This is a genomic window from Caulobacter segnis (assembly GCF_029543125.1).
Classification (GTDB): domain Bacteria; phylum Pseudomonadota; class Alphaproteobacteria; order Caulobacterales; family Caulobacteraceae; genus Caulobacter; species Caulobacter segnis_D.
Genome location: NZ_JARQWW010000001.1, coordinates 473,170 through 485,032, shown reverse-complemented (window position 1 = coordinate 485,032; position 11,863 = coordinate 473,170). Strand labels below are relative to the sequence as shown.

General features: G+C 68.6%; 15 protein-coding genes. 8 read left to right on the top strand and 7 right to left on the bottom strand.

The genetic code is table 11. From position 1 onward, the window contains the following. Window positions 1–253 precede the first annotated feature (253 nt). The 3 genes from P7B02_RS02375 to P7B02_RS02365 all read left to right on the top strand — a co-directional run bounded on the left by P7B02_RS02375 (window position 254) and on the right by P7B02_RS02365 (window position 2,010). The gene (locus P7B02_RS02375; RefSeq protein ID WP_277784700.1) at window positions 254–1,159 is read left to right on the top strand and encodes a manganese catalase family protein; all 906 of its coding nucleotides are present in this window, start codon (window positions 254–256) and stop codon (window positions 1,157–1,159) included. Between the two features lie 15 nt (window positions 1,160–1,174). Next, window positions 1,175–1,384: a DUF2061 domain-containing protein gene (locus tag P7B02_RS02370; RefSeq protein WP_277784699.1), complete on the top strand. Its 210-nt coding sequence runs from the start codon at window positions 1,175–1,177 to the stop codon at window positions 1,382–1,384. A gap of 77 nt (window positions 1,385–1,461) precedes the next feature. Beyond that, entirely contained in the window at window positions 1,462–2,010 is a 549-nt protein-coding gene (locus P7B02_RS02365) for a hemerythrin domain-containing protein (RefSeq protein WP_277784698.1), read from the top strand. A 79-nt stretch (window positions 2,011–2,089) separates the two neighbouring features. Here P7B02_RS02365 and P7B02_RS02360 read toward each other — a convergent pair whose 3' ends face one another. After that, complete coding sequence (locus tag P7B02_RS02360; RefSeq protein WP_277784697.1) at window positions 2,090–2,305, bottom strand: hypothetical protein; 216 nt, start codon at window positions 2,303–2,305, stop codon at window positions 2,090–2,092. Window positions 2,306–2,376: 71 nt separating this feature from the next. On the opposite strand from P7B02_RS02360, the gene P7B02_RS02355 reads away from it, so the two are divergent. The 5 genes from P7B02_RS02355 (at window position 2,377) to P7B02_RS02335 (ending at window position 5,766) form a co-directional block, all read left to right on the top strand. Then, entirely contained in the window at window positions 2,377–3,117 is a 741-nt protein-coding gene (locus tag P7B02_RS02355) for a Crp/Fnr family transcriptional regulator (RefSeq protein WP_277784696.1), read from the top strand. A gap of 226 nt (window positions 3,118–3,343) precedes the next feature. After that, window positions 3,344–4,420: a lactonase family protein gene (locus P7B02_RS02350; protein WP_277784695.1), complete on the top strand. Its 1,077-nt coding sequence runs from the start codon at window positions 3,344–3,346 to the stop codon at window positions 4,418–4,420. Window positions 4,421–4,450: 30 nt separating this feature from the next. Further along, on the top strand, window positions 4,451–4,768 hold the full coding sequence (locus P7B02_RS02345; RefSeq protein WP_277784694.1) for a hypothetical protein: 318 nt from the start codon (window positions 4,451–4,453) through the stop codon (window positions 4,766–4,768). Beyond that, the gene (locus tag P7B02_RS02340) at window positions 4,765–4,971 is read left to right on the top strand and encodes a hypothetical protein (RefSeq protein ID WP_277784693.1); all 207 of its coding nucleotides are present in this window, start codon (window positions 4,765–4,767) and stop codon (window positions 4,969–4,971) included. The genes P7B02_RS02345 and P7B02_RS02340 overlap by 4 nt, the downstream gene beginning before the upstream one ends. Before the next feature lie 72 nt (window positions 4,972–5,043). Beyond that, window positions 5,044–5,766 (top strand): Crp/Fnr family transcriptional regulator, encoded by a 723-nt coding sequence (locus tag P7B02_RS02335; RefSeq protein ID WP_277784692.1) that lies wholly within the window; start codon window positions 5,044–5,046, stop codon window positions 5,764–5,766. Window positions 5,767–5,788: 22 nt separating this feature from the next. On the opposite strand, the gene P7B02_RS02330 is transcribed toward P7B02_RS02335, so the two are convergent. The 6 genes from P7B02_RS02330 to P7B02_RS02305 are packed head-to-tail and all read right to left on the bottom strand — an operon-like array spanning window position 5,789 to window position 11,599. Continuing rightward, a complete protein-coding gene (locus P7B02_RS02330; RefSeq protein ID WP_277784691.1) occupies window positions 5,789–6,742 on the bottom strand; it encodes a class I SAM-dependent methyltransferase in 954 nt (317 codons plus the stop codon). Next, window positions 6,739–7,002, bottom strand: coding sequence for a hypothetical protein (locus tag P7B02_RS02325; protein WP_277784690.1), 264 nt, complete (start codon window positions 7,000–7,002; stop codon window positions 6,739–6,741). Before P7B02_RS02325 ends, P7B02_RS02330 begins: the two co-directional genes overlap by 4 nt. After that, entirely contained in the window at window positions 6,999–7,811 is an 813-nt protein-coding gene (locus P7B02_RS02320) for a cyanophycinase (RefSeq protein WP_277784689.1), read from the bottom strand. The genes P7B02_RS02325 and P7B02_RS02320 overlap by 4 nt, the downstream gene beginning before the upstream one ends. Further along, window positions 7,808–8,692, bottom strand: coding sequence for an isoaspartyl peptidase/L-asparaginase family protein (locus tag P7B02_RS02315; protein WP_277784688.1), 885 nt, complete (start codon window positions 8,690–8,692; stop codon window positions 7,808–7,810). Before P7B02_RS02315 ends, P7B02_RS02320 begins: the two co-directional genes overlap by 4 nt. After that, window positions 8,685–11,408: a cyanophycin synthetase gene (gene cphA, locus P7B02_RS02310; RefSeq protein WP_277784687.1), complete on the bottom strand. Its 2,724-nt coding sequence runs from the start codon at window positions 11,406–11,408 to the stop codon at window positions 8,685–8,687. Before cphA ends, P7B02_RS02315 begins: the two co-directional genes overlap by 8 nt. After that, window positions 11,408–11,599 (bottom strand): hypothetical protein, encoded by a 192-nt coding sequence (locus P7B02_RS02305; RefSeq protein WP_277784686.1) that lies wholly within the window; start codon window positions 11,597–11,599, stop codon window positions 11,408–11,410. The genes cphA and P7B02_RS02305 overlap by 1 nt, the downstream gene beginning before the upstream one ends. Window positions 11,600–11,863 lie beyond the last annotated feature (264 nt).

The window sequence follows — 11,863 nt, the reverse complement described above, 5'->3', positions numbered from 1 at the left end:
ACCCGGGAGGTTCTTGCCGATGCCATCGGACAAGCATCCTCCACCTCGACCGCCCCCTTCAAAAGCTTCGGCGCAGTCGATATTGGTCGGTAATCTTGCGTGGCCATAACATAAGTTAATCTGACTGCACTATTGAGCCGTATCTATTCAGTAAAATGACGGAGTTTGATAAGTAGAGCTTGGAACGACGGCCCGGCCCGGCGCTTAAGAACAGCACATTCCCATCTGCCCTTCGCGAGGTGTCGCCGTGTTCATGCACAACAAGCGTCTGATGTATACCGTCCGGGTGGACGAGCCCAACCCGGCCCTGGCCACCCTGATGCTGGAGCAATTCGGCGGCCCGCAGGGCGAGCTGGCCGCGGCCATGCGCTACTTCACTCAGGGCCTCGCCGAGGAAGATCCCGGTCGCAAGGACATGTTGCTGGACATCGCCACGGAGGAGCTGAGCCACCTGGAGGTGATCGGGTCCATCGTCTCGATGCTGAATCGCGGCGTCAAGGGCCAGTTGGCCGAAGCCTCCATGGAGGAGGCCGAGATGTACATAGCGATCAACCAGGGGGGCGAGAGCCATACGACGTCGATCCTCTACGGCGGGGCGCCCGCGTTGATCAACTCCGCCGGCGTGCCCTGGACGGCGGCGTACGTGGACTCGATCGGCGATCCGGCCTGCGACCTGCGCTCCAACATTGCCGCCGAGTCCCGCGCCAAGATCGTCTATGAGCGGCTGATCAATGTCACGGACGATGCGGGCATCAAGGACGCCCTGTCCTTCCTCATGACCCGAGAGGTGGCCCACCAGAAGTCCTTCGAGAAGGCCCTCTACTCCATCGAGCCCAATTTCCCCGCCGGCAAGCTGCCCGGGCGGCCGGAGTTCGCGGACAAGTATTACGACATGTCTCAGGGCGACGATGAGGTCGAGGGCGCCGCCCGCGGACCCTGGAACTCCGGCGAGCAATGGGAGGTCGTCAGTGACCGCGCCGGACAGATGGCCGTCGACGGAGGAGACGGGGCGGCCAGCGTGAAGCTTGCCGCCGACGAGCAGGCCGCGGTCGAGGCCTTCGCCCTGCGCACCATGTCCCGGCCGGACGCCGATCCGGTGACGGGCGCCGACCTGGGCGCCGGTCCCGGGGCGGGTTCGACCACGCCGGTTGCGCGGTAGGCGGCCATGTCGTGCATGAAGGTCACCTGCCTCAAGACCGCCAGCTACGCCTTGATGCATCTGACCGTGGCGATTTGCGTGGCCTACGCCCTGACCCGCAGCTGGAAGGCCGCGCTCGCCATCGGCATCGTCGAGCCCATGGTGCAGACCGTCGCCTTCGCCTTCCATGAACGGTTCTGGAGCCGGCTGCGGCCGGGAGCGCCCGCCACACCCGGCCATGCCTGAACTTTCGAACGACAGGCCTGCGCTTCGGCCGTCCGGCCGGGCGCAAGCAAGGTTCACCTGAAGAAAGAGCCCGAACGATGTCTGACAGGACCACAAGGCGCCGTTGGCGCGGGCCGCTCGCCCTTGGCTTCGCTCTGGGTTTGGGTCTGGTTCACCTGCGCAAGCTTCTCGCGCAGGGCGCCAGCGCGGTCGCCGGACCGTGGGACCAGGTGCTGGCCGCCGAGCACAAGGTGGTCATGTCGCTCCTTGATCGCGCCATGGACACGCCCCCGCAGGCGCGCCTCAGGCGAAAGCTCCTGCTGGCCAAGATCGAGTGGGGCCTGTCCAAACATGCTTATGCAGAGGAGACCGTGATCTATCCGGCCCTGCGCGCACTGGGCGGCGCTGGTGAAAAATCGCTCTTCGACGATCACGCCGAGATCAAGATTCTCCTGGCGTCCCTGCGCGATCGACCCGCCGATCATCCTGATTGGATCGAGGACGCCAGGGCTCTGAAGGCGCTCTTGGAGACCCACATGGCCGAAGAGGAGGCCACGGTCTTTCCGCGCCTGCGCTCGGCTTTGCCGGAGGCGCAGAACCTCCGCCTGACGACCTTGCTGAACGCCCAGTCCATCCGTCTGGCCTGATGCGCGCCCGCGCGCTGGTCACCGACGCCGACGGTTGACCGGGCCGCGTGGGGGGCGAAGACGCCGTCGCCGATGGTCCCTAGTCGCCCCGCAGGCGCGCGATGATCGACACATGCTGCGCCGATGTGGGCGCGGTGGCGTCCGCAAGACCGCGCAGGCCCGAGTCGTCGCCGGCCCCGGCGAAACACTGGTGAAGCGCGAACGCCGCCTGCTGAGCGCCACGGGATACGATCCGGAGGCCGTGGATGATGCCGTCGAGGGCGGAATCCACTTGATCAAGCCGGTCGATCTGCAAATTCTTCTGCCTTCCGTCGCCAAGCAGTGTGCCCCGCGGTGATCCGTCAGCGCGAAAGCGAGGTTCGACCAATGGGCCTCACCCTGATCCGTAAGCTGGAGAACTTCGCGCCGCTGAACGCGGAGGAGAAGCAGGCCCTCGTCGAGGCCGCCGGGCGCACCCGCAGATTGGCGGCGGGCGAGTCCATCATCCACGAGAACGACCCGACGGGCGGGGTCAATCTCATCCAGGAAGGCCTGGCCTGCCGGTACAAGATGCTCCCCGACGGCCGGCGATCGATTCTCGGCTTCTTCGTGCCGGGCGATCTTTGCGATCTGCGTGTCTTCATTCTGGAGAGCATGGATCATTCGATCGGCGCCCTGACCCCGACCACCGTGGCGACGCTCTCGCGCGAGGCCGTGCTCGATATTCTTGAGCGCTTTCCGCGGCTGACGCGGGCGCTTTGGTGGTCGACGCTGGTGGATGAGGCGATCACCCGCGAGTGGGTCGTCAATATCGGCCAGCGGACGGCGTTGGAGCGCCTGGCCCACCTGCTTTGCGAACTCTACCACCGGCTGTCGGCGGTTCAGCTGACCGACGGCGGGGTCTTCGAACTGCCGCTCACCCAGGCCGAACTGGCCGACTCGCTGGGCCTTTCTACGGTTCACGTGAACCGCACCCTCCAGGAGCTGCGGCGCTCGGGCGCACTCACGCTTCGCGGCCGGCACGTGGAGATCCTGGACCTCGGACGTCTTGAGGCCGCGGCCATGTTCAATCCCAACTATCTGCACCTGCAGGACCGGGATGAGCCCGCCGCCCGCAGGGGCCTGTAACAAGGCTGAGCCTTGCGGAGGTCCGAAGGCCTGCGCGCCCCGCAGGCCGGTGCGGCTGTTCTGTGCGCGATCGCCTATGAGTGGTGGACCACAACCCGCCGGCGCCGCGGCCAGCCGGGCTTGGGGCGGCGCCGGTCCGGACCCCTTGTGGGCCGCTGGCCGGAACCGCCGGACGGGCGGGCGGTTGACCAGGGCGGCCGCGCAGGCCGTACGCCCGGAGCCGGACATGCAGCCCGCCATCGCCCTCACCGTCGGCAACTACGATCCCGGCGGCGTCGCGACCGTCGCCTTCGATCGGGCCGCTGAAAGTCTCACTCTTGTCGGCCGCAGCCGCGCGCTGCGCAACGCGTCGTTCGGGGCGTACGATCCTCGCCGGGGTCTTTGGTGCTTCGTCGACGAAAGCGATGACGGCGCCCTGGTGATGGCGCGTCCGCATGGCCGCTGCGGCTGGCGACGGATCGCGGCGGCCGGGACGGGCGGGGCTGCGCCCTGCTTCGTGGCGTTCGACCCGCGCGGCGAGATCGTCGCGGCGGCCAACTACGCCAGCGGCAGCGTGGCGCTCTTCAAGGTGGCCGGGGAGGGCGGATATCTGGCTTCGCCGCCATCGACCTACGCCGGCGCGGGCGGCGGCCCCGACAGGACGCGTCAGGACGGGCCGCATGCCCACTGCGTACGGTTCCATGCCGGGCGGCTCTATCACACCGACCTTGGGACCGACGAGGTCGTGGTTCACGACTATGACGGCGTATCCGGGGCGCTGAGCGGCGCCAGGCCGGCCTTCGCGGCCGATCCCGGCCAGGGGCCAAGGCACATCGTCTTTCATCCGAGCTTGCCGGTCGCCTGGCTTCTCACCGAGCTTGACTGCTGCATCTGCACGCTGGAGGTCCGGGCCGACGGAAGCCTTGGCCTCTTAGCGAGAAATCCGACCGTCCGCCGTCCCGAAAATGGTGATCTGGGCGGACACATCGCCCTCGATCGCGCAGGCCGCCGCCTCTATGTGACCACGCGCGGCGACGACAGCATGACGACCTTCGCCGTCGATGGACAAGGCTCGCTAGAGCTTATGGGAACCGCCCCTGTCGGCTGCGCCTCCCCGCGTCACTTCATGCTTATGGAGGATGAGCGGCGGATGCTGGTCGCATGCGAGCAGGGCGGCGCGCTCGTCGCCCTGGAGGTGCTCGCCGACGGCCAGGCGGGCCCCGAGACCGCGCGCGTTTCGATTCCCGGGGCGGCCTTCGTCGCTCTGCGCCGAGTTCGGCGCCGATCCCCACGGCCAGGCGGAACTTGCATGCCTCCCCGATGATTTCCGCCGCGCACGATGTGGAGGATGATCATGCAAGCAAGGGATCGTTCGAAGGCGTCTTTGTCGGCGGTCAATCTGGAAGCCGAGCTGAAGGGCGGCTCGCAGGCAAGGCCGGCGCGGCTCGATGTGGCCCCGGTGGACGGGGGGTGGCGGCTGGTTTGCCCGGCGACCGGCGATCTGATGTTTCTCTCCGGCGGCCGGGCCGAGCAATGCGCGCGCCAGACCGCTCTGCTGCTGGCTCAGCTGGGCCACGAGGTGGAGGTGCGCATCCACGACCGCTTCAACAACATCGCCGGAACCATCCACTACTTTGCCGAAGACGACCTGGCCGGAGACGATCACCGATGAAGCAGCCGCTCAACGACCAGAAAGAAGAGCGCGCGCCGTCCGGGATGAAGCGTCACAAGGTCCATCCGCTCATCTGGCTGGTCCTCGTGGTCTTTCTGGGTTGGGGCGCCATCGCCCTGAGCCAATGCGACGGCTTGCGGCCAATGCCGGGAGGTGACCGGGCGCCCCAAGACGGCTCCAACAACCTGTCGCCGCCGCGCTGAGCGCCAGCCACGGCCGGAACCCTCCGAAGGAACAGGCTTTGTCTTGGCTCAGCCACCCGGGAGCGTCACGTCATGTCCGTCGACCACCTCATCGCCAAGCTCAAGCGTCGCGACGAGGTGTCGGCGGCCGAGGCCCGATACCTGGAAGGGTTGCTGGAGCCGCCTCGCCGCGTCCCGCGCGGGGGCGAGATCGTCCGCGCCGGCGAACGCCCCGGCCAGAGCACGCTCCTCGTCGAAGGCTTCTGCTCGCGCTTCGTCGGCGGACCGACCGGCGCGCGCCAGATCACCCAGGTGAACCTCGCGGGCGACTTTCTCGATCTGCACAGCTTCCTCATGAAGCAGATGGACCACGGGGTGGTGGCGCTCACCGACTGCGTCGTGATGTCAGCCTCTCATGCCAGGCTGCGCCGCATGACCGAGGAGCAACCGCATCTGACCCGCCTGCTGTGGCTCGAGACGGTCATAGACGCGGCGATCCACCGTCAGTGGCTCTATGGCCTGGGCCGGCTCGAAGCCCAGGCCCGCACCGCCCACCTCATCTGTGAACTCGCCCTGCGTTCCCGCGCAGCCGGCCTGGGCGGACCGGAAGCCTTCATCATGCCCTTCACGCAACCCGAGTTGGCCGACATTCTGGGCATCACCGCCGTCCACGCCAACCGCAGCATGATGACCCTTCGACGGGCCGGCCTCATCGAGCGGACCGGGGTGCAGATCACGGTTCTGGACTGGGACGGGCTTGTCGAGCTTGGCGAGTTCGATCCGGCCTATCTGCGGCTCTACGAGGAGACCGTCTGACCGCGGGAGCTTCGCTGCGCGCTCAGGGACGTCGGATGACGGCCGCCACCGCCGCAAGGCGTTCGACACCACGGTAATCGGAACGCTCCAGCATGCCGCCGAAAATGTCCGGGTCGATCTCCTCGTAGTCCAGCCGCAGGCCAAGGCCGGGCAGCATCTGCTCCAGCCGCCGGCGAAACGCATCTTCCGCGTCCACGATCGGGCTTCCGGTGTAGATCAGCATGCGGCCTGCGCGATTGAGCCGTTGCGCGCCTTCGCGCGCCCAGGCCATGGGAACCTCCAGCCCCCTGTCGGCGCCGCCGTCACGATAGACGCGGCCGAACCTGCCGCTGATGAACGGCGGATTGGCGATGATGAGGTCGAAGCCGCCCGCCACGCCGCTGAGCCCGTCGCTCAGGACAAACTCGACAGGGCGCCCGTTGGCCTCGGCGTTGGCCTGCGCCAGATAAAGCGCAGCCGCATTGATGTCGCAGGCGGTCACCCGCGCCCGGGGAAGGCGCGATGACGCGATGATCGCCCCCACCCCGGCGCCCGTTCCGACGTCGAGCACGGATTGTCCGCCCTTCGCCGCCTCGGCGGCCGCCAGACGGGCGAAGCGATAGGTGTCGGGGCCAAGAAAGACCGCGTCGGCGGCCTTGGGCGGATAGGCCGAGTGGGCGAAGAGGCGTCCCTCCACCGTCGAGATGCGCACGAGGCTGCGCCAACGGTCACCGTTAGAGCGCAGGATTCCTGCGCGCGTCGCCAGGGCGAAAAGCCCGGGCTCCAGGTCCTTCTCGGCGAAATCCAGACTCCAGCCGAATATGTCGCGCAAGGTGCGGGCCTCGTCAGCCCGTCCGCGGCGGTTGAGGGCGATGGTCGCGCCCCCCGGCGTGACGAACAGGTACCCGCGGCGCTCCAACGCCCGGATGAACTGCGCCAGGGCGTCCGACCCCTCCTTCGTCGGAGGCTGGTCCTTTGCGGTCCACAAAGCGGTCATCGCCGTCTGCGGCTCGCCGCCGTCGCGCCGATCAGCCGGACGGCCGCCGCCAGCTGCAACACGTCCAGCGCCATGGGCTCATAGCCGCTGCAGCTGTCCTCCAGGTCCCGCGCAAAGGCTTCGATTCCTTCCGGGTCGTCATTCAGGTCGTGCACGCCGATGAGAGCGGCGGCCCGGGCGTTTGCCAGGGACTGGACGCACACGGGCAGGCGGGCCAGCAGGAGATGGGCGCTGACGGTGTCCTCGATGGTCGCGTTCACCGGTCGGGCCCCACCGGCGCCGGCTGCGCATGAGGACGGCGGCGGCGCAGGTCGAAGCCGTCTCCCGATGACAGCACGTGCAGGCGCACATCGTAGATCGACAACGCGCATTCGGAGCGGCCTTCGGCGATGTTGGACTGGGTCACGCCTTCGCCGTCCACCACATAGACGGCGCCGGAGCCCAGGACCTGGAAGTCATCGCCATCGACGCGGATCGCCGTGTCCTCGTCGATGCCGATGCCGAGCACCCGCGGGCTGTGGGCCACCGCGCCGAGCAGGCGTCCGATCCGTCCGCGTTCGGCGAAGTGCTGGTCGATGATGACATCCCGAACGACCCCCAGCCCCGGCGCCATGTGCAGGTCGCCGATGCGATAGGACTCGGCGCTCGCCCCGCGCACCAACATGGTGTCGCTCATGACCGACGCCCCGGCCGAAGTTCCCGCCAGCACGCCGCCCCCGCGCCAAATGTCGCGGATGCGCTGCTCCAGGGGCGTGTCGCCGATCTGGCTGCTGATGCGCAGCTGGTCGCCGCCGCTGAAGAAGACGCCGGCCGCGCCCTCCAGCAGCCTGAGCTTTTCAGGATCCTGCGCCTGGGCGCGATCTTCCAGGTAAAGCTCGACCAGCTCGCCGGCGCCGAGGTCGGCGAAAGCTTTGCGGTAGCCGTCGAAATAGCCCTCCGGCTTGTGGGAGGCCAGGGTCGCCACCACGAGTTTGCCGCCACGCAGGGCCTTGGCCACGGCGCGCAGGATGACGCGGTCGCCGGTCTTGTCCTCGTGACCGCCGATGATGATGAGGGGGCCTTCGCTCAAGCCGTTTCTCCCGGATCCTGTTCCCGGCGGGTGAACGCGCGCGCGGCCATGTCGTGCCGGGCGTAGCCGACAGCGAAGTCGCGGCTGTTGTGCATCCAGTCGATGCGGCCTTCGGCGTCGATGACGATGGCGCCCGCCTCTGCGCCGACCCTGGCGAGCCGCTCGAAGGCCGCCTTCGCCGCATCCCCGGGCGTGTTGAACTCCAGGGCGCGCATCAGGCAGTGAGCCATGCCCGTCCTGATGATCGCCTCGCCTTCCCCCGACAGGGAGACCCCGCCGACGCCGTTCTCCGCGGACAGGCCGCAGCCGGGAAGCGGAGAGTCGCCGACCCGGCCCGGGCGCGCGCCGTCCAGACCGCCGGTCGACGTCGCCGCCGCCACGTCGCCATAGCCGTCGATCACCACGCAGCCGACGGTGTCGCAGCCCGCATCACAGGCCTGAGGGACAGCCTGAAGGTCTTTCGGCTCGCAAAGGGCCACGCCACGGGCTCGCGCGAAGCGCTCGGCGCCTTCGGCGACCAGAAGCACGGTCTTGTCGCTGAGCAGGGCCACGGCCGCGTCGATCGGGTTGCGGATCCGCCGCACGGCCGCCACCGCGCCTACCGAAAGATCCGATCCGTCCATGATCGCCGCGTCGCATTCTATGTCGCCGTCGGCGTTCTTCACCGAGCCATGGCCGGCGTTGAACACCGGATCGTCCTCCAGCACGCGGACGGCGGCCTGCGCCGCCTGTATGGCCGAGCCGCCTTCCGTCAGAATGCGCACCCCGGCCTCCACGGCCATCAGGCAGCCTTGACGGTGCCGGGCCTCAAGCTGCGGCGGGATGTCCTTGGCGCCGCCGTGGACGATGATGGCCCAGCGGCCCGTATCAATCTCAGGCATGAATGCGCGCCTCCAGTCCGTCTTCGGAGCCGCCCGCCATGCGGAACGCCAGGGTCTGACGCCAGACCTGCTCGACCTCGGTGGGCAGGAGCACGACCAGATCCCCGGCGCGCGCCAGGCGAAGGGCGGTGTCCACCGCCGCCGGCTCGTCAAGGATGCGACGCACGCGTTCGGGCGCCATCCCGGTGGCGATCGCCGCGTCCGAAAGCAGGCTCAGAACGCCGCCCGGGGCCCGGCCCCGTCCGTCGGGACGCTCGCGGAAGATCACCTCGTCGAAGAGCTCGGCCGCCAGCTGTCCCATGGCGCGGATGTCCTCGTCGCGACGATCACCGGGGATGCTGACCACGCCTATCACACGGTCATGGTCGGCGCGCATCTTCGCCAGCAGACCGCCGAGGGCCTGCAGGGCCGCCGGATTGTGCGCATAATCGACGATGGTGGTGAAACCGGGGGCCCGCGTGAGATTGAGGCGCCCGGGGTTCTGTTCGAAGGAGCTTTCGAACGACGCCAGTCCGGCGGCGATCTTGTCCACGGGCACGCCTTGCACATAGGCCGCCAGGCAGGCGGCCAGAGCGTTTTGCAGATTGAATCTTGCGGCGCCGCCCAGGCTCGCGGGCATGTCGGCGGCCCGGGCGATTTCGATCCTTGTCGATCCGTCGTGGATGACCAGAAGGCCGCCGTAGACCGACGGCTCCAGCACCGCCGCCAAGCCGCCCTGGGCCAGATGTTTCTGCAGCAGCGCGGGCATCTCCGCGCCGCCGCGAAGCGAGAAGAACCCGACCCGTCCCTTGGCGTGCCTGGCCATGCGAAGCGTGTAGGGGTCATCGGCGTTGAGCACGCTCACCCCCCGTCTGCTGACCTGGTCGACAACCACCGACTTGACCTTGGCCAGGTCCTCGATCGTCTCGACGCCCTTCAGGCCCAGATGATCTTCGGCCACATTGAGCACCACGCCCACGTCGGCCCGATCGAAGGCGAGACCTTCGCGCAGGATGCCGCCTCGGGCGGTTTCCAGCACGGCCGCCTCCACCGTCGGATCGTCAAGCACCATGCGGGCGCTGCGGGGCCCGCTGGCGTCGCCCTTCCTGATCAGGCGTCCGTCGATATAGACGCCGCTGGTGGTGGTCATTCCCACCGTCCAGCCACAGCCGCGCAGGATGTGGTCGATCATGCGCACGGTGGTCGACTTGCCGTTCGTGCCGGTCACCGCGATGACCGGGATGCGGCTGCGCGAGCCGCGCGGATAGAGCTGTTCGATGATCGGCCCCGCCACGTCGCGCGCTTGGCCGTCGGAGGGCTGAAGGTGCATGCGCAGGCCCGGCGCGGCGTTGATTTCGATGATCCCGCCGCCGACCTCACTGAACGGGCGGCTGATGTCCGGGATCAGGATGTCCAGCCCCGCGACGTCCAGGCCGATGACGCGCGCGGCCCGCTCGATCGTGGCGACGTTGTCGGGGTGCACCTCGGCGGTCCGATCGATCGCTTCGCCGCCCGTGGACAGGTTGGCCGTTTCGCGAAGCACCACCGTCTGACCCGGCGCGGGCCGATAATCAAGACCGTAACCCTCGCGCTGCAACAGCGCCGCCAAAGCATCGTCGATCCTGACCTTGGTCATGATCTTCTCATGACCGTCTCCGCGACGCGGATCGGCGTTCAGCCGCTCGATGAGTGTCGCAAGGTCGGCCTCGCCGTCGCCCACCACCCGGGCGGGGCGCCGTTCGGCCACGGCCACCAACCTGCCGCCCACCACCAGGGCGCGGTGATCGCGGCCGACGAGCTGTTGCTCGACAATGATCCTCGGGCTGTGTTCGCGCGCCATGGCGAAGGCGGCGGCGACCGCCTCGGGACCGATCAGGCCGATGGAGACGCCCCGGCCGTGATTGCCGTCCAGGGGTTTGACCACGACGGGACCGGGCAGCCTCGCGGCGGCGTCAATGGCCGCCTCGACGCTGCGGACCACTTCCCCGCGCGGCGTCGGCAGGCCCGCCTGCGCCAGCAGCCGCTTGGTGAGATCCTTGTTGCCGGCGGTCTCGACCGCCACGTGGCTGGTGCGGCCCGTGATGCTGGCGCGCAGCCTTTGCTGGCGGCAGCCCTGGCCGAAGGCGATCAGGCTGTGCTCGTCCAGCCTACGGAAGGGAATGCCCCGACGCCGCGCGGCGTCCACCAGCGCACGCGTGGACGGACCCAGGCCGTGTCGGACGCGAAGGCGGCTCAGGGCTGCAAGACCGGGCAGGGGGCCGTCGCCGGACGCCGGCGCAAGCGGCGGCGCGATGAGGTCGAGCCCTTCGACCCGGCCCAGCGCGCGGGGCAGCAGGCCGCACACAAGCTCGATCGCCATGCGCCCTGCGGCCAGTCCGCTGTGCTCGTCCTCATAGACGTACATGATGTTGTAGACCCCGCGTCGGCCGGCCACCGAACGCGTCTTGCCGCGCGTGGCGGCGGCGCCGGCGAGGGTCTGAAGCTCCAGCGCCACGTGCTCGATCACGTGGCCCAGCCAGGTGCCGTCGCGCATGCGCTCAACCATGCCGCCCGGGCGTCGAAGGCTGCAGCCGTGCGCCTCCAGTCCCGGCAGGATCGCAAGCAGCCTGTCGGTGAAACCGTCCAGTCGGTTTGTCGGCATGTCCTCCAGGGCTTCCAGGTCCAGCATGATGCGGATCATCGGCCGGCTGCTGTAGAGGTGGGGGCCGCGATAGACGGCCCGCTCGATCACGCGCATCAGGCGGCCCTCGTGGGGGCGTCATGCATCCGATCCGTCTCGGCGCGGACGAGTGCGCGGATGACGCAGGCCGCCGCCTGCCGGCGCGAGCGGGCCACCCCGCTCTCCGTGGACGCGTATGGCGAACGCGCCGTCCAGGTCCAAAGGCGGCCGCGTTGCTCGATGGTGAAGTTGAACCCTGGTCGCTCCATCCCGGCGCTCCTTGTGATCTGCGGCCTAAACGACCGCTCGATCGGGCAAGTTCCGTCGGGTCGAGCACAGTGTAGTTGCGCACAGATCCTTGAATTTAAAGGATTTCAGGGTCGCCCACCCGACACGGGAACGCTTCGGCTCCGGCACGCGTAATGCAGATCTGTCCGACAGACCCCGAGCCTTGGCATGCCCTTCGACATCGCACTCGCCGCTGACGCCGCGCACAGCCCCGGCGCCCCTGTCGGCGACCATGACCCGCGGCG